The organism is Vibrio sp. 10N.286.52.C3 (genome assembly GCF_041468865.1).
In the GTDB taxonomy this organism is placed as follows: Bacteria; Pseudomonadota; Gammaproteobacteria; order Enterobacterales; family Vibrionaceae; genus Vibrio; species Vibrio crassostreae_C.
This window is the reverse complement of sequence record NZ_JBFRJM010000028.1, coordinates 172,830-191,051: the sequence shown is the minus strand read 5'-3', so window position 1 is coordinate 191,051 and position 18,222 is coordinate 172,830. Positions and strand designations below refer to the sequence as shown.

General features: G+C 43.6%; 14 protein-coding genes. 6 read left to right on the top strand and 8 right to left on the bottom strand.

Features of this window, described 5'->3' with window-relative positions; genetic code table 11:
• Positions 1-14 precede the first annotated feature (14 nt).
• Entirely contained in the window at positions 15-935 is a 921-nt protein-coding gene (locus tag AB4138_RS11840) for an HDOD domain-containing protein (protein ID WP_372306170.1), read from the bottom strand.
• 357 nt (positions 936-1,292) lie between these two features.
• Here AB4138_RS11840 and AB4138_RS11835 point away from each other — a divergent pair, with 357 nt between their 5' ends.
• Positions 1,293-1,874 carry a TfoX/Sxy family DNA transformation protein gene (locus AB4138_RS11835; protein WP_017060401.1) on the top strand — a complete coding sequence of 194 codons (582 nt, stop codon included), beginning with the start codon at positions 1,293-1,295 and terminating at the stop codon, positions 1,872-1,874.
• 149 nt (positions 1,875-2,023) lie between these two features.
• On the opposite strand, the gene AB4138_RS11830 is transcribed toward AB4138_RS11835, so the two are convergent.
• The 3 genes from AB4138_RS11830 to AB4138_RS11820 all read right to left on the bottom strand — a co-directional run bounded on the left by AB4138_RS11830 (position 2,024) and on the right by AB4138_RS11820 (position 5,286).
• Positions 2,024-2,566 carry a hypothetical protein gene (locus AB4138_RS11830; protein WP_017065409.1) on the bottom strand — a complete coding sequence of 181 codons (543 nt, stop codon included), beginning with the start codon at positions 2,564-2,566 and terminating at the stop codon, positions 2,024-2,026.
• A gap of 286 nt (positions 2,567-2,852) precedes the next feature.
• Positions 2,853-3,350, bottom strand: coding sequence for a response regulator (locus tag AB4138_RS11825; protein WP_017065410.1), 498 nt, complete (start codon positions 3,348-3,350; stop codon positions 2,853-2,855).
• Positions 3,343-5,286, bottom strand: a complete 1,944-nt coding sequence (locus AB4138_RS11820; protein ID WP_372306167.1) for an ATP-binding protein — start codon at positions 5,284-5,286, stop codon at positions 3,343-3,345. The genes AB4138_RS11825 and AB4138_RS11820 overlap by 8 nt, the downstream gene beginning before the upstream one ends.
• A gap of 183 nt (positions 5,287-5,469) precedes the next feature.
• Here AB4138_RS11820 and AB4138_RS11815 point away from each other — a divergent pair, with 183 nt between their 5' ends.
• The 4 genes from AB4138_RS11815 (at position 5,470) to AB4138_RS11800 (ending at position 11,400) form a co-directional block, all read left to right on the top strand.
• The gene (locus AB4138_RS11815) at positions 5,470-6,732 is read left to right on the top strand and encodes a DUF945 family protein (RefSeq protein ID WP_372306164.1); all 1,263 of its coding nucleotides are present in this window, start codon (positions 5,470-5,472) and stop codon (positions 6,730-6,732) included.
• A 163-nt stretch (positions 6,733-6,895) separates the two neighbouring features.
• Entirely contained in the window at positions 6,896-7,990 is a 1,095-nt protein-coding gene (gene serC / locus AB4138_RS11810; RefSeq protein WP_017065411.1) for a 3-phosphoserine/phosphohydroxythreonine transaminase, read from the top strand.
• A 351-nt stretch (positions 7,991-8,341) separates the two neighbouring features.
• Positions 8,342-9,490 (top strand): extracellular solute-binding protein, encoded by a 1,149-nt coding sequence (locus AB4138_RS11805; RefSeq protein WP_372134020.1) that lies wholly within the window; start codon positions 8,342-8,344, stop codon positions 9,488-9,490.
• Between the two features lie 20 nt (positions 9,491-9,510).
• The gene (locus AB4138_RS11800; protein ID WP_372306227.1) at positions 9,511-11,400 is read left to right on the top strand and encodes a GGDEF domain-containing protein; all 1,890 of its coding nucleotides are present in this window, start codon (positions 9,511-9,513) and stop codon (positions 11,398-11,400) included.
• 211 nt (positions 11,401-11,611) lie between these two features.
• Here the strand turns inward: AB4138_RS11800 and AB4138_RS11795 are convergent, their stop codons facing one another.
• Both AB4138_RS11795 and AB4138_RS11790 read right to left on the bottom strand, forming a co-directional pair.
• Positions 11,612-12,328: a 3'-5' exonuclease gene (locus AB4138_RS11795; RefSeq protein WP_372052352.1), complete on the bottom strand. Its 717-nt coding sequence runs from the start codon at positions 12,326-12,328 to the stop codon at positions 11,612-11,614.
• A 5-nt stretch (positions 12,329-12,333) separates the two neighbouring features.
• Entirely contained in the window at positions 12,334-14,223 is a 1,890-nt protein-coding gene (locus AB4138_RS11790) for a DUF294 nucleotidyltransferase-like domain-containing protein (protein WP_048609207.1), read from the bottom strand.
• 150 nt (positions 14,224-14,373) lie between these two features.
• Here AB4138_RS11790 and AB4138_RS11785 point away from each other — a divergent pair, with 150 nt between their 5' ends.
• A complete protein-coding gene (locus tag AB4138_RS11785) occupies positions 14,374-15,015 on the top strand; it encodes an outer membrane beta-barrel protein (protein ID WP_017068768.1) in 642 nt (213 codons plus the stop codon).
• A 124-nt stretch (positions 15,016-15,139) separates the two neighbouring features.
• Here AB4138_RS11785 and AB4138_RS11780 read toward each other — a convergent pair whose 3' ends face one another.
• Together AB4138_RS11780 and AB4138_RS11775 are read right to left on the bottom strand one after the other, a co-directional pair.
• Positions 15,140-16,330, bottom strand: a complete 1,191-nt coding sequence (locus tag AB4138_RS11780; RefSeq protein WP_017065416.1) for an amino acid aminotransferase — start codon at positions 16,328-16,330, stop codon at positions 15,140-15,142.
• 202 nt (positions 16,331-16,532) lie between these two features.
• Entirely contained in the window at positions 16,533-18,074 is a 1,542-nt protein-coding gene (locus AB4138_RS11775; RefSeq protein WP_017071957.1) for an HD-GYP domain-containing protein, read from the bottom strand.
• Positions 18,075-18,222 lie beyond the last annotated feature (148 nt).

The following is an 18,222-nucleotide window of genomic DNA, read 5'->3' as shown; positions in this document are numbered from 1 at the left end:
AATTTAACAGTGACTTAGAAGCCGCTAGTATTGATCACGTCGCTTAGCTTTGCATTAAAATCATGCTTGCTCAAGTTGCTTAATTTATAAAGCACCTCTGCACCTGTCACGTTAAGTTCAACTTCGTGATCATCGATGTTCTCATCCTTGTTTCTGAACATCAGCAGGTGGTTAGCGATTCGAGCGATATCTAAGTAAGAGACTTCACGCTGTTCGTGGTTATTGATGGTATTGCTGCACACATCAATAAAGTCGCTGTCGAAGCCCCAACGGTTAAGCACCAATTTACTGGTAGCAGAACATTGGTCTTGGAAGATTTGTAGAGCGATGTCGTGATCTAGGTAATTGCCATTTTCGAGGTAGAGGTGGTATTCGCTAACCAAACAGAACAAACCAATATCAGCCAGTAATCCAACAAGCAGCGATTTTTCATGCTCAAGGTAACGGTATTCAGTAGGGGAGAGCTCTTTGAAGCTGTTGGTAACAAGCACCATAGTAGCGCCCAGCTCTTTTGATACAGAAGCGCTCTGAACCAATACCTTATTACATTCTTTACTGAGGTTGACTGAGTGTTTGAGTTGCTCAATAGCCTGAGCCGTCACGATGTCACGTACTCTTAATATGCCAAGGCGCGACACCGCCGTCATAATATCAACACAAGTAATATTACGTCGGTTAAAGACGACAGAGTTAGCCACACGAATGACAATAGCAGCGAGGCCTGGGTCTTCGAGTAAGCACTCGGCAACGTCAGCAATCCCAGTTGATTCAAGGGTACAAAGCGATTGAATCTTCAGTACAACGTTAGGGATAGGAGGAAGTGTTATTTTTCCCGCTGAGATAGAATGTCCAACAAGTTGGGCAAACTCTGATTCTAGACCCTTTAAGAGAAGAGCCTTATTTTGAGGTAGCCAGAAAAACGATAAATGATTCATATAAAAAGTAAAAACAGGTCTGTCCTGCCATTTTACAAGCCACGATGCTGCGAGGCAATACTCACCCGTCTACATAACCTTTAATAATTTGAACCGGTGTATCACTAGGTGTCCAAATTCAAGCATGGTTTGATAGTTTACTGTGAAGTCAATCATGAAAAACCGGAATACTCAATTGATTGATGTGAACTAAGTCCAGACTTATTTTTCTTTTCGAAGTATGATTTATTTAAAGGTGAAAAACGAAACCATAATATTCACCTATAGAATAACAAAATAGATTTAAAATTTTCGCATAACAAGCTGCTTGTCTGGTGATCAACCTAATCGGGGTAATTTGATTAAGGATCAACGGATATGACCGAGACAGCATTTATTAATTACGTGAATCAATTTGGTGAGCATCAAAAACGTTCTATGTTCGGAGGTATTGGCCTCTTTCAAAATGACGCTATGTTCGCTTTATTGAGTGAAGGTTGTTTATTCATTAGAGGTGGAAAATCATTAGATAAAAAACTGACCGATCTTGATTGTGAAAAGTATCGTCATGTAAAGAAGCAGACAACAGCAACCGTAAACTATTACGACATTACGGATCTGTTTACCTGTGAACATCCTGAATTGGATAGTATTATTCGTACTTCAATCGATAATTCAATTCAGCAGCGTAGCTTCAAGAAGTCATCAGCTAGCCGTAGATTAAGAGATCTACCAAACATGCAGCTTACGTTAGAGCGCATGGTTAAAAAGGCGGGTGTGGATGATGTTTCAATGTTTATGCAGTTGGGCGCACCTGAAGTGTTTAATAAGGTTCGCGAAGCGTACGGAAACGATGTTGACCTAAAACTACTTTGGAAATTTGCGGGTGCAATTGATGGTATTCACTGGAAACTATTACAAGAGCCACGCAAGCAGCAATTACTGAAGAGCTGCCACTAAAGAAGTTTGCCTTATATGCTTAAGATTACTGTCAATAAAAAAAACCGAGGAATGTCCTCGGTTTTTTTGTTTCTGTCTTAGTCGGATTTCTTAAAAGACTAAGTATCAAAAGGCTAAGTGCTCGTTAAGAGCTAGCTTGGCTTTAAGTATTAGTACTTGAAGCGAGCAGTGAACATAAGTTGGTCACCGTAGAAGTCGTTAATACGAGCTTCAGCGCCTAGAGAGAAAAGCTCTGTAGAGTGGAAACGCGCGTAAACAGAACCTGTCCAATCATCGTTGTCATCGATAGAAACGTAACCACCTTTACCACCAACTTCTAGTTGTGGACCAAGCCATTGGCGAACACCAATGTTGATTTCCATACCGATATCAGTAGAGCTTGAGTTCTCAGGTTGAACGATACGAGCTAGCATTTCACCTGTTAGGTCTGCCCAGTTGTTTAATGGAGCGTGGAAACCAAGACCTACAGCTGAGTCGTAATCGCTTTCAAATTCTGAATCGATACGTGCTATAGCGTGAGCGTTCGGGTGAATGGACTTACTGAACGCACCACCAAATGTTACTGGGCTAGCACCGATACGTGCTTCAAAGTAATCATAGTTAAAGTTGCTCATTACCTGTGGTTGTTCATCAACAGCTAGTGCTTGACCAGAAGCCAATAGCATAGCGGTAGTAAGTAGAATTTTGCGCATAACGACCGTAAACCTATATTAGTGTTAATTCCTTTGGTTTGAGACAAATCGGCAAACCATAAACATTGAGACAGTTTAATCTAACTCACGGAAAAGTAATCCTTTAAAATGTAAAACCTTACTCATTTAGTTAAAAAACAAGCAAATTAAGGATCAGTATGTAACGGAGATCTCATGTTTAGGGCGAATGAGAAAAATAGACGAGCGAATTATCCAAAATTTGTATACATTCGGAAGGTTTTTATATCGGATGACGCTATTCTCAGTATCCATTAACCAATCAGTGCTATTCACCAAAACTGGTGCGTTTATCCGCCATTGAAGTCAGTATGCGCTCGGTATCTAAGATGGAAGTCCAGTTTAGCAATTGCTTGTCGTTGGCAATGACATAGTCAGTCAATTGTTGAGTAATCGTGTCTCTCAGTTGGTCGCCTTGCCAAGGTTTTGAAATATAGAAATCAAGTGCTGCGTTGTTAATGGCTGTGACGGTATCTTCTAGCCCAGCTTGCCCGGTGAGCAACAGCTTACGCGTTGGTTTAGTAGCGTCGTGTTGGTTGAGTTCGATCAGAAAATCAATGCCGGTTTCTTCTGGCATGATGTGGTCGCATAAGATTAACGCGAGCTTAATACCATCTTGTCCCATTTCTTTGATTACTTGCTTGGCTTCATCGACCGACTCTGCACCTTCAACCAGAAAGTTCTCTTCAAATATCGCCAAGTCCTGAAGGACACTATTGAGAACTTCAGGTTCATCATCGACACATAAAATTAGGTACTTATTCATGAGGTGCTCCTTCTTGTTTGAATGGAAGCCACACTTGCATGTTTGTATGGCTGCCTACCTCTGACTCCACCAAAATAAACCCTTGATGAGCCGAAACGATTTGTTGAGAAATGGATAACCCAATCCCTAAACCAAAGTTGCCTTCTTTTTTAGTCGTGAAGTTTGGGTTGAAAATGGTGTTGATGTCTTCTTTGGCAATGCCGTGGCCAGTATCGGAGATTTGCACCACAAGAAACGCGTCGTCGCCTTTTGTCTGTTGAGAAGTGGTGATGGTCACTTTTCCTCGTTCAGATAGGGCATCGAGCGCATTGGAGATAAGGTTGGTCCACACTTGTTGCAGCGAGAGCGACTGGCACAATAAAGGCGGTAAGTCGGTATCGTAATGCTTTTCGAGTTGGTGGTGTTTAAGCCTGTTTTCGAAGATCACTAAGGTATCTTCAAGCCCTTCGTGGATATCTGTGTAGTGGCGAACTTCTTCATCTTCTCTAGCATAGCTTTTTAAGCTTTTGACCATATCGGCAATACGCTTGCTGCACACTTGAATTGAGCGGATAGAGTTTCCAACATAATGGTAATGCTCTAAGTCATTGAGCAGCTCTTTGCCTGCGACAGGGGACGCCTTTAATGTGTTTAGAACCGTAGAGTCTTGGCTTAGGTTTAGTCTCACGGCTTTTTTTGCTAAAGCACGGTCATTAATCGTCGACGTAAGATGCTTTACGAGCTGTCTTTCTTGGGCTGTTGATAGCGGCTTAGCTAACTTTGAATGTGTCAGTACGTCAGTCCCTTTATTGGACTCTGGAACGGATAGGTTTGCCAATATTTGGTCGAGATGGTCTGACAGAGTTTCGATGCTTCTTAATATGGCAGCAATCGGGTTATTCAGCTCATGTGCGACTCCCGCGACTAGCTGCCCGAGCATCGCCATTTTCTCTTTCTCGATCAGTTGTTGATGTGCAGACTCTAATGATTCTAGTGTCTGCTGCAGTTTGATCTTATTGGTGATGCTGCGTTGCAAACGTCGATTAAAATGACGGAGCAATAGATTGGTAAATAAAGGCAGCAGGGTATTGTTTGAATGCATCACCTGAGCAAAGCTATCTTTATCCAGTTTGATAACGCGAGTCTGCGTTAGGGTGATCGCCGTAGAAAACGAAGGCTCGCCTGTTACAAATGACATCCCGCCAACAATGTTCCCTTTGGAGTGACGTACCACTTCCCGCTGTTGCCCAAGTTCATCTTTCTTATAAAGAGCTGCTTCACCCTCAATGATCAGCCATAAAAAGCGATTGTCTTCGCCTTCCACAGTGAGTAGATGCTCGGGGGAATAGTCACGAATGGCCTTAGTTTTGTCATCTTTTGAGAAGACATCCTGCAGAGCACTGACGACGCGTTCTGCAAGGGCATTATCCGAAAGCTGGTGGTAATCGTGAATGAAACCCGATTGGAAAGAGTGAATCTTTTGCTCAATGTGCGCTCTGAGTAAGCGTTGTTGATCCAATGCATCGCTGTAAGAGAGCAGGTTTTCTGAGTCGTATTGGATAACAAAAGAGGTCAGCTCTTTTTGCGCTGATTTGAACAGAACCTGATCTTGAACCGGTTTGGTTAAACAGTGGTTGAGCCTACCTTCATTCACAGCGGTTAAAATGGATTGAATGTCTGACGAAGCGCTGACTAATATCGTTCTTGCGGTATTACTATGGGGCAGCTGTTGAAGTTCAATCAGGAATTGCACGCCATTAAATTCAGAATGATGATGAGTGATCACCAAGGCAACGGTTTGGTTGTGATCATGAATATCTTCTAATGCGTGATGTGCGTCTTCTATGTTCTCGGCAGTATAAATATCGAATACAGAAGCCAACGGAGCCAGCTCCGAACGTATTCTTTCAATGCTAACCGGATTATTGTCCAAACAGATAACAGCGTATTGATTCACAGCTCAACCTTAATAGTAGCGACGTCTTTAGCCTAGCAAGAACCGCCGAATAAGGATGAGAGCTAGCCGTTAATTTATTGAGGCAATCGAAGTATCGAGCAATAGGCTGATTTAACTCAATGTTTCTTGTTTGCTACTGATGGGTTAGACTAAAAAAAATAGACACGTGTAGAAAGAGAACTCATGGAACAGTTAAGAAAAATTGGTGCTATTGGCGGAGCAATCTCACTGGCACTTTGTTGGCCGCTAGCGGTTGGGCAAATTGGACAAAATGCGATTACCGATGGCGTTGCAAAGCTTAACAATTCAAGCATTCAAGCTGAGATCGTGGAATACGATAGAGGTTACTTGTCTTCCAACGTAACCACTCGTTTAACTGTGACGGATGAAAACCTGAAAGAGCAACTTGCGATTGATGGGTTGCCGAGTGAGTTTGTCATAAATAGTGAGGTTAGCCATGGTTTGGTGAGTCTAAATGCACTGTCGACGTTTGAGAATACCGATATTCTGCCTTTAACTCTGACCACTAGTACTGAGCTAAACGGCAACACTGACTTTAACTTTGAGTTAAGCCAGTTCAATCACCAAGGTTCTGATGAGAATGGGACTTCGGTCTCGATCACTAAATCGAATATTTCTGGCCATGCGACTGTTTTAGGCCAAGTTGATTACGAGCTTTCAATCCCTTCAGTTCAAATTGACTTTGAAACCGGTGAAGAGGTAACGCTGTCTAATCTGAAAGGTGTGGGTTCAGGCCAACAAGCGAAAGGCTACTGGTTAGGTACTCAGAATTTTACTATCGATAGCTTCTTGGTTTCAGATTCTGCAATGCAGCCTTTCATGACCATTGAAAATTCTAAGTACGATTTTGAATCACATCTAGATGAAGCAACTAAGCGTCTGCGCAGCAACCTCAGGCTGGATATCGCAAACATCGAGACCAGTGAAGGCCAGTTGAACAACCTAAACGTCGATTTTGAAATGTCGAAGTTGGATAGCGAGTCGTTTGAGAAAATCTTTGAGATTTACCAATCTAATCCTGTGATGACGCAAGAAGACGTTGCAGAGATCATTCCATTTATCGATATCCTGTTTGCTAAAGGTTTCGACCTTTCAATGAACAACATGTCGTTAGAGTTAGGTAAGGGACAGTTCGAATCTAAGTGGTTGGTGAGCGTGCCGGAAGGGACCGAAAACATCAGCAGCAACCCTTCGATGATCATGCCTGCATTAACGGGCAACGTTCACTCTAGCTTCTCAAATGAACTTGTTAAAGAGTATCCATTCATCCGTGAAGGTATCGATGAATTGCTTGTGATGGAAATGATCAAGGAAACAGACAGTGGTTATGAAATCAGCGCTGACTTAGAAAATGGAAACCTAGTGTTCGAAAATGGACAAGAAATTCCATTAATCGCTCTACTTATGCCGGTTTTGGTTCAATAAACAGAGCAGGCGTGAATACTGATAGGGTGATTTAGCAGGTTAAGCTTAAACATTTTATACGGTACAAAACAAAAGAGGTCTTAAGACCTCTTTTGTTGTTTTTATGTTGGGTAAAACATGGTATTACTTGCATAGTTATTATTTAGCAGGAGCAATCATCCCCATGGAACTTACATTAGATAACGTATTCAACTTCAGTGCTGGCCCAGCTGCACTGCCTAAACCGGTAATGAAACAAGCGCAAGCGGACTTTATTGATTGGAATGGTTTAGGGACTTCCGTGATGGAAATCAGCCATCGCAGCAAGGAATTTATTCAAGTTGCTGACGAGTCCGAACAGGACCTACGTGATCTTCTGAACATCCCAGACAACTACAAAGTTCTTTTCTGTCAGGGGGGCGCTCGTGCTCAATTCGCTGCTGTTCCTCTAAACCTTTTAGGTGATGCGACGAAAGCGACTTACATTGATGCGGGTTACTGGGCAGAAAGTGCAGTGACTGAAGCGAGCAAATATTGCGAAATCGATGTATTCAACGCGAAGACGTCAATTGATGGTAAAGCAGCGGTTGTTCCAGCTAAAGATTGGAAAATTGACCCGGAAGCTGCGTATGTACATTTCTGTCCGAATGAAACCATCGATGGTATTGAAATCAGCGAGCTTCCTCAAACGGATAAGCCAATCGTAGCGGATATGTCATCTAACATTCTGTCTCGTAAGATTGATGTGTCTCAGTACGGTGTTATCTACGCGGGCGCGCAAAAGAATATCGGCCCTGCGGGTATCTGCATTGCAATCGTACGTGATGATCTACTCGAACTCGCAAACGACGTGTTGCCGAGTATTCTGAACTACAAAGTACTTGCTGAAAAAGACTCAATGTTCAACACACCACCAACCTACGCTTGGTACCTATCAGGCCTTGTGTTCAAGTGGCTGAAAGCTCAAGGTGGCGTTGAAGCGATGGAGTTGGTGAACAAAGAGAAAGCAGCGCTGCTTTACGATGCAATCGATAGCTCAGCTTTCTACAAAAACGATGTTCACACTGCAAACCGTTCTAGAATGAACGTGCCGTTCCAACTGGCGAAACCTGAGTTAGATGGCAAGTTCCTAGAATTGGCTGATGCTGCAGGTCTGAAATCACTGAAAGGCCATAGAGCAGTAGGTGGAATGAGAGCTTCACTTTACAACGCAATGTCTCTGGAAGGCGTTCAAGCGCTGGTTAGCTTCATGAAAGATTTCGAAGAGAAATACGCTTAATCGATGATAGGGCTTTGACTGATAAATTGCTTATTTGATTTTTATTGTGTCGAATGCACCGAACGAGATAGATGCCGCTTTTGCGGCATTTTTTTTGTCGTTAATAATAAAGGGTATGGTATGTTGATTTATTGTAAGAACAGTCATCCAGAGATATGACGGATGTATCAGAATGAGCAGACCTTTCTCTTAAAGCGAGAGTATCAACTGTTATTTAGGCACTTTTTACTATATAACGTGTCGCCCAAAGCTAGGTCTCTAATCATGAGCAGTGAGCGATAAGCCGCATCGCCCGGTTTATTGATGGGCGATTAAAATCCAACGTCTAATTTTTACCACAAGGAACCAAGTGTGAGGTTATTGAGTCTATTTGCGATGCTATTTCCGGCCGTTGCTTGTTCGTCCACACTTGAAATATGGGCTGGTATTAATTATGAAACGGCCGATTATGTAAAAGAACATATCGAAGCGACGACTGATCATCGTGTAGAAATTCGTTCGTTTGACGTCAACAGTATTCGTTCTGAACTGCTTGTTGCTGATCCTAGAGACAATACCTTTCCCGACGCCATCTGGGTTCCTTCTGACTTCTTAGGTCTAACTGAATATATCGATTTAGCGACGCTTCCTGATGCTTGGGTCGATACCCAACGCTATGAGAAAAAAGCGCTCGATGCAGTGGTCATCAACGGTGAGCTTAAGGCGTTACCGGTTGGTATTGGAAACCAAGTCGTTCTGTATTCGAGCAAGCCTCAAGCGCAAGTCGTGACATGGGAGAGCCTAATTGAACGCTCTGCTCAGTCCGATCAAGTGAGCGTGCTTTTTCCCAATCCAAACATGTACTTCTATCTAGCTTTCTATCAGCTTTTTTCTGAAGACTTATTATCGTCGAAGAATGTTAATGGTGAAGGGTTAGTTGCTATCTTTGATTTCATCGACATGTTGCAGCAGAAAAAAGTCATCGAATCATCGTGCAGCGATATTTGCGCGAGGCAGAGGTTCATCAATGGGGAAGTCGAGTTTTTGATTGACGGTGATTGGGCGTTCAGCGAACTCGATGCCGCCTTTGGTCGAGATTTGTACATCAATTCGTTGCCGACCTATCGTGGTGAAAGTATGTCTTCATTTAGTGGCGCAAAGGTTTTTGCTGTCACGGAAAAAGGCATGCAAAACCCAGATAAGAAATTGGCTTTGAAAGAAGTCGTTCAATACCTGCAATCAAACAGTTTCACCTCTTTAGCTCACTCGAGTGCCATGGTTTCGCCGTTTTATGAGGTTAATCAACGCCGTGTTGAGGAAGGTAACCAGACACTTTCAAATATGTACGATGAGTTTCAAGCATCGCAAATGATGTCGAGTGACTACAAGATGGCGATCGTTTGGGAGGCATCGGCTCGGGCGTATCAGCGTTACAAGTCAGGGATGCCAAAGAGTGAACTGCATAAATTTTACAATGATTTTGTTCAATATTACTCGGCGAATATGAGGGTAAGAGATTGAAGCTATCATTAAAATACACCATGGGCTTGGTGTTGCTGGCTTGCTCAATGCTTCCTGTTTACCTAGCGGGACAGTTGATTCTCAATAAACAAAACCAAAGTTCTTTAGAGCAAAAAGAAACCAAGCTGGACAACTCTACGACCGGTATTCGTCAAACCGTACAAGAGCAAATTAAGCTGACGGCGAGCCTAACTCAATGGTATTCGCATGACCGATCATTGATTAAAGCGGGTGGTAATATCTTTTTCTCGAGTGTTGTTTGGGACAAGATGGATAGCTTCAATGCGCTAGCGGAGAGTGTGTCCGCGACTTATATTCTGGACCAAAACTGGAAGCCCATTTATGACAGCAAAGGCAGCTTGTACCATTTTGAGCAGAGCCAGTTATTAGAAAGCTTGAAGCGTCCTCAATCGGTTTATGGGCAAGGGAAATTGTTCCACACCGAGTTTACCGAAACTGAAGTGGCGGATAATGCCGCTGCAGGTATCGCTTTTGTCGCGCCGATTTTACCTTATCGTTTGATAGAAGGTTCTACATACACGCCGCAGGGTTATCTTGTGGTTCTTATGGGGTATGACAGACTTAAGACTAAAGTGACGCCTTTCCTTTATCAAAATGAGTCGGTTGAGTTTAACTATATTGATTCAACGGATGCTCAATCTTCTGAACAAAGTACGAACATTATCTCTATCGACAGCACATTCTTTACCGACAAATTGGTACTGAACGTCAAACATCATATTTCCGACAGTGAGCGTTTATTAGAGATGCAACAAGCTCAGGTGGTCTTTGTCAGAATATTGGTGGCGACGCTTGCCATCTCGATTGTGTTTGCTCTGTTCCTAAGCCGCTGGTTCTCAGGGCAGTTAAACTTGTTGGCTGAATCTGTTACGTCGTATTCGCATAACCAGTCACCGACTCATAGTGTGGATGAACATCGTTTTACAGAGTTCGTCACGCTGAGTCGTTTATTGGAAACCTTGTGGGGTCGCATACAATATCAAGTCCGTGAGCTTACCGAAAGTAACGATAAACTCGAAAGATTTAATGTTCTGCTAGAGGACTTAGTTGAAGAGAAAACCAGCAAGTTAACGTATTCGCTCGCGCGTGAAGAATCCCAGAAGCATCGTCTTTTGAAGATCGTTCAGTTTGCATCATCAAGACACGCGGCTGAATATCGGTTGATTCCTCAAATGGTCGATCAAGAGTTAAAGACATTACTTGTTCAACATTCGATTCAGTTTCATTTTAACCGGACTGGCGAGGCTGACCTGATACTCTGTGACTCACAGGGGACGGCGATCGGGTATTTTTGTTCAAGTTCATTTGATGTCCTCAGTGAAGAAGATCTTCTGATTTTTGACATGTACCAAAAACAGTTAGCTGGTTGGCTAGAGCTCGAAAATATTACACGGATTAACATGCCGACTGGCTGTTTGAATCGTAAAGCTTTTAATGAAGATCTCGAATTCAGTAAACGCAGCATTAACGACAATCAAAATCAGATTTCTTTGATCATTATTGATATCAATGGCTTGAAAACGACCAATGATGTTCATGGGCATGAGATCGGGGATGAGCTGATACAGCGCTGCGTAGACGTAATCAGCCACGAATTGACACCTGCCAGTAATCTATACCGTTTGGGTGGAGATGAATTTGCGGTGCTTACCTTAACGTCTGGTGAGTCGAGTTCGCTCAATGTCGCAAAGATGACTGAGCAGTTGTACATTGCTCAGGAGCAACAGGCAATCGAGACTAAAGCGGGTATCTCTATTCCTGTCAGATTCTCGATTGGTGCAGCCTCTAGTAATTCAACAGACGTTGAGCAATTGTTCTCAGTCGCTGATGAGAATATGTATCAGCAAAAGCGTCTTTATTACCAAACGTTGTCTGTGGTTGGGAAGTAATAATGCCAATCACGCTGACAAATAGCGATCACGATTTTCGACGTCCATTAGAGCGGAACTGCTGCGGTGTGACGTTATAATATGTTTAAACGCTTATGGGAAATGCGCTTAGTCGGGCCAACCGTTGCTTAAACACAGACGATAAAAATGAAAAAGCCCACCAATGGAAAGTTGATGGGCTTTGTGTTTGTATTTAGCTTACGTAACTCAGCTAGAGCCAGAAACTCTTCAGAGGCATCTCAGAGTCAAAGTGATGAGCAATTTGCGCTTGGAGTAGCTCAGCGGTCGCAATAGCGTCAGTTAATGCATGATGCGGCGTGTAGTCGGGCAGATGGTATCGACGACGACTCTGACCCAGTCTCACTGAAGCTGGCTTCTTACCTTTCAGCTTGTTCCACAAGCCGCCAGCCAGTTTATTTTGGATCTGAGATTCAATCTCCAGCGTGTCGAGGACTGGGAACTCAATGCCTTCACCGAGTCGCACTTTCAATGCATTGTCCAAAAAGTCACGTTCGATACGACGATAGTGAACCACAGGGATATGTCCCGCCATTGATTCTAAGATCTCGCCCAACACTTCGCTAAGGTCTGGCGCATCAATGATGTCATTGTGAGTGATGCCATGAATCACGACAGACTCTTCTTCAAGTTTCTGTTTTGGTCTTAGAGTCCAGTGTTTGGCTTGTCGCAAGTAGATGCGATTGAGCGTAAATGGCACTAAACCAATGGTAATGATGCCGTCTTTGTTTGGGTTTAACCCCGTCGTTTCAAAGTCGACAGCCAAGAACATCACTTCTGAAAGTGGCGTATCAGGCGCAGGAAGAGGCTGGCTGTAAAAGTACTTTAAGCGCTCGTCTCTCGCTCGTTCTAGCTTCTGAGCAAACTTAAATGGCCAATCGACCGCAGGTGATCTGAATAGTTTGTTCATAGGCCCTACTTAAACTTGTTGCTGGCTTGATAACGGAACTTAAGGAAGTTTTGTGCATTACTTAATATTTGGAATGCATCCTTTAGGTTACGTCGTTCGAAGTCAGACAGGTTCTCTGGCTCGATGTTGTTATCGGGCTCGATGTTGTTGTCGACATCGTGTGCTTGGTGGCGAATACGAACCAGAGAGATAAACTCCATCGCATCTTTCAAATCTTGAGCTCGGCCTTTCGGCAGAATACCAGCGTCGATAATGTCATCTAAACGTTCGAACGAGTTCTTAGAGCGAGACGCTACCGCGAGCGAGTGAACACGAATCAAATCGGCGAGTGGCGCAGTACCACGACGCTTAAGGTTGATAGAGTTGTTGTGACGGCCATCTTTCTCCATCACGAAATCTTTGAAGAAGCCGAGCGGAGGTGTACGGTTGAGTGCGTTACGTGCAAGACACGCCAAGAAGCGGTTGTTCTTACGTGCGCGTCGAACAATAAAGCTATTCAATTGCTCAGCCCATTTCAGGCGACCATAAACGCCATCTAAGTCGAAGAAGATTGAAGCATTCAACAGGGCTTTCGGGTTTGGATCATCAATCCAATCGGCAAAGCACTCTTCCCATTGGCGGCGAGTCATACGCCACGTTGGGTTAGTCGCCATGATGTCGCCAGTACAGTACACATAGCCACACTGATCTAAGCCATCACAAATGAAGGTCGATAGCTCCTCAAAGTATTTACCGTGCTTTTTCTCGTCGTAGGTATCATCAAGAATAATTGCGTTATCTTGGTCTGTAACCAGCAACTGCTCATCACGCCCCATAGAGCCGAGTGCGAGGAAACAGTAAGGAATAGGCGCCTTGCCCAATTTCTCTTCGCCCAGTTCGATAATTCGCTGCTTAAAGCTACGACCAATTACCGACATTGCAGTACCCACCATGTGGGCATTGGCATCTTCGTTAACTAAGCGTACAAAGCTGTCTTTCACTTGCTCGGAAAGCACCTTCAGATCTTCGATACTTTGTTGCTGGAAGATACTACTTACCAATAACAGCGAGTTTTGAGACTCATAACGAACAATATCGGTCGCTTCGATAATACCAATCGGCTTCTTATCTTTAAGTACTGGTAAATGATGCACGTTATAGCGAAGCATGGTCATCATAGCTTCGTATACATAAGCATTATGGTCGAGTGAGATAACCTCGGGTGTCATTACGCTGGATACTTCATCCGAAGGATCGAGACCTTCGGCGAGGACACGCGTACATAAATCTCGGTCGGTGATGATGCCAATCACGGGTGTTGAGTCATCTTCATCATCTTCAACGATATCTGGATCGATGATCAGCAAAGAGGAAACATTATCTTGCGCCATCATGGTTGCAGCTTGCTGAATCGTGCGCGTTTTTTCGATCATTGGCGCTTCGCTGGTCAGCAGCGTTTTAACCTTGGATGTTGTTAGGTCGTTAGCGTCGTTGCTGTCTGAGTTGGCTTGGCGCAGTCGCGCGTTATCTTCTACTTCTACGAAATCGGCAAAGGAGTCGTAGTTGTCGTAGAGCTCTTGGAAGATAGGCTCAGGAATGCAGTAGAGAAGAGTATCTTCGGTCGCTTTTACTGGGAAACGAACCTTGTTGTTGGTCAGTAGACCCATTTGCCCGAACAAGTGGCCTTCATCAAGGCGGTTATAGAGTTCGCCTTTACGACGGTAGACTTCGACTTCGCCACTTCGAACGATGTATAAGTCATGAATTTGATCACCAAAGTGAATGATAGGGGTATCTTGGCGGTAATAAGAAATTTCCACGCTACTGGTCACTTTCGCCAACATCTCCTCAGGGAGTTCTGTGAAAGGGGGGTATTGTGCCAGAAAGTTTTGAATCTCTAATAACTCAGCATCCATAATGATCATCCATTGGTTTGTATGATTTCATGGTACAACATTTGATAATATTTTGCCGTCACAAATCAATCTGTGAGCTAAAACCTTTTTAAAGTCTTATGGATAGACTAACCTTTCAATTAATGGAGTGACAGTTTAAGGATGATAGGAATGTCGAAGTGGAAGCTTAGTTTTGTATCTGCGGTTTTTATGTTTTCTCCAAGTTTGTGGGCGGACACTAACGCGGTGGATATTTTAGATTACGACCATATTTATGCCACGGCGCATTCGGGCAGTTTAAATGAAGATGCAGGAAGTAATAATAACGCCTCGTCGTATGGATTAGGCGTCAGTTACGCGATGACGGATGATTGGTTGTTGCTGGGAGACTACAGCGCACGCTTTATTCACCCTGATGACACCACAACTCGAATTGATACGCTGATGCCAGGTGTTGGTTACCGTTACAGCATTAAGAAAGATTTAGATATAGTGGCTTACTACCTGCTTGGTATCACAAAAGGTAAGGTTGAAGATAATGACACCAACCGAACTGAATCTTCAGACACTGAGTTCATCCAAGGGGTAAAAGCTGAGCTTAACTATGGCTTTGCGAAACGTTGGATAGCTAACGGGAGTGTGCAAGTGAATCGAAGTGACCTGTTTGATGAAGAGGTCTATCACTTAGGTTTACGTTATCTAGTGACCAATAAGTTTGCGATTGGTGGGTCATATCAACATCGAGATGGTGAAGGTAAAATTCGTAGCGAGCGTACTCACGAGCTAGGAGTGGAATTTTTCCTAGAGTATTAGCCAGTAACGAAAAGGCTAAGTGCACTAATAGCTCTTATATACAAAGAGACAGACACAAAAAAGCCAGCTTAATTGCTGGCTTTTACACATCTATTGGTCTGCAAATACAGGTTTCGCTTTTCGATTAAAGAACCGCAGCGATACCTTTACATAGAGGACCCATGTTTGACTTAGTCATACCAGCAACACTGATACGGCCAGAACCAACAATGTAGATTGCGAATTCGTCTTTTAGGCGAGTTACTTGCTCTTTGCTTAGACCTGAGAACGAGAACATGCCGTTTTGACGTTCGATGAATGTGAAGTCTGCATCAACACCTTCTGATTTCAGTGTCGTTACGAATAGTTCACGCATCTCTTGGATACGGTCACGCATTTCTGCCACTTCTGCTTCCCATTCAGCACGTAGATCAGCATCACCAAGGATGTGAGTAACGACAGCACTGCCGTGGGCTGGTGGGTTAGAGTAGATAGAGCGGATAATGCTCTTAACTTGAGAGAATGCTGTCGTTGCTACGTCTGCTGATTCAGCAACCAGAGTGAATGCACCAACACGCTCGTTGTACAAGCCGAAGTTCTTAGAGAACGAGCTAGCAACAAGGATCTCTTTGTTGTATTGAGCAAAAATACGTAGGCCAGCAGCATCTTCTTCAACGCCTTTTGCAAAACCTTGGTAAGCAAAATCGAATAGAGGCAGCAGTTTCTTCTCAGCAACCAATTTAGCCAGTACTTCCCACTCTTCAGTTGTTGGGTCGATACCTGTTGGGTTGTGACAGCAGCCGTGAAGAAGAACGATATCGCCTTCAGAAGCTTTCTCTAGGTCAGCAACCATGCCAGCGAAGTCTTTGTCTTTAGTTTCAGCGTTGTAGTAGCTGTATTGAGCAGTTTCGATACCCGCAGCTGCGAAAACGCCGTTGTGGTTAGCCCAAGTTGGGTTACTGATCCAGATTTTCACTTCGCCCAGTTGGCGCTTGATGAATTCACCCGCTACGCGAAGTGCACCTGTACCACCTGGAGCTTGTGCTGTTTTAGCGCGTTGAGATGCAACGATCTCTGCGTCTGAACCGAAAAGAAGTTTCTGAACCGCTAGACCGTATTCAGCTGTACCTTCAATCGTTAGGTAAGATTTGGTTTTTTCGTTTTCAAGAAGTGCAGCTTCTGCTTTCTTTACTGTTTTAAGTACTGGTGTTTGACCATCTTCATTTTTGTAGATGCCAACGCCAAGGTTGATTTTCTCTGCACGAGAGTCTTTTTTAAACTCTTCAGTAAGGCCGAGGATAGGATCGGCGGGAGCAGCTAACACTTTTTCAAACATAATCTTCATCCATGTCAATTGAGAGGGGATAGTATCTATGGGTAGTTATACCTGTATGGAATTTTTAAGACAATACGAAGTGAACAGAAAGACCAAAAAAAATCCATTTCAATCAGATTTATTGACTAAAGAGGATATTTGATAACAAAACACCCTACGGATTAACCTATAGGGTGCAAGAAGTTAGTGGATTTTGAATAGATTACGCTGGTTGAGCAATAAAGCTTTCGCGCTCGAGTTCACTCGCTACATTTTTGCCATCTTTGTAGGTCGCAGCAATTGAAACAAACGCTTGTTCGACGACCAGAAAAGCTTGGACAACTTGCGGATCAAAATGCGTCCCATTGCCCTCTAAGATGATCTGTTTAGCTTGTTCATGAGTAAAGGGTGGCTTGTAGACTCGCTTCGAGATGAGCGCATCATAAACATCAGCTAATGCCATTAAACGGCCAGATAACGGGATATCTTCACCAGACAACTGATTAGGATAACCACTGCCATTCCATTTCTCGTGGTGAGTCAGAGATATCTCCTTTGCGACTCTTAAGAAAGAGCTACTTCCCAACTGCTTTTCTGCAATAGATAACGCTTCAGCCCCAATCGCGGGGTGACCTTTCATTATCTCAAACTCTTCGTCCGTCAATTTGCCCGGCTTCAATAACACACTATCAGGCACACCTACTTTGCCCACGTCGTGCAAAGGCGCAGATTTGTAGAGCAACTCGATGTAGTTTGGTGTTAACAAGCTTGAGTGGGTCTCTGACTTGCTAAGCTCTTGTGCGAGTACCTTGACGTACTCTTGAGTTCTTAGGATATGTGCGCCCGTTTCATTGTCTCGAGATTCAGCCAATGCCGATAAGCTCACAATGGCCACGTCACGTGTGGTTTTCACTTCGTTTTGCGCGGTTTCAAGGCTATCAAGCATGGTATTGGTCATAGATGCCATTGATCCAAGCTCGTTGTAGCCGAAAATAGGTAAGCGAACGCCTTGCTCGCCATTGGTGACTTTGTTTAATGCGTGCTCTTGGCTTAGGAGAATACGCTTAATTAGCTTGCTCCAAAGCGTCATGATGGTTATCGCGTAGCCACCCAGTACCACAGCCAAATAAATAAACTCTTTGATCACGCTGATCTTGCCGGTGCCATCCAATAAGCGGTCAGGGTTATGTTCTAACCAGAAGATGTCTTTGACAGCAATCATCGTCAACATAGTCGTCAGTGTTACCAGAAGCACGATAACCAAGCCTATCATCTGCTTGACCAGTGAACTTCTTTCACCAACCAGTTGGAAGTCGAATTGTCCAGTCGTCTCCATTTTATCCATTTGGCTGAGCTTGGCATTCAATTGAAGAATGGTTCCGGTAAAGAAGCCGAATAGACTCATGCCAAACAGCACCTTCAAATTACTATCTATGGTGAATTCATAGCTTAAGTTGTAGTAGAGCGCGAAAGGCACACTTGCAGCAAAAAATAGCAGGGTATCGAGTTGCGTGAATCGGCCTTGCTTGACCAAGGTATGTTGCGCCAATGGGTAACGACGTGCGAGCCATAATAAGATAAACACAATACTGACTTGTGTGAAAATCTCTAACGTCGTTAAGCTATCGAGCATAGGGCACACCCGACTGCCATAGGTGCCAAACAGCACGCCAGCAATGACGTATAACTTAGTCGTTAGCGATTGATTGTAATTTGAAGTATCCATCGGTAAGCCTTTGTTCTCATTCTTATTAGATTTACGCATTCATTGATTCACGACTTTAGAATTGCGAATGATTAGCATAACTGACGTGAATAAGACCGGAAATTCTATCGATAGCTTTCGTGGATTGATACAAGAAACTGGTTTGTGTTAGAGATTTGTTAGCTAGGTGGGGGTTATTGCAGCATTT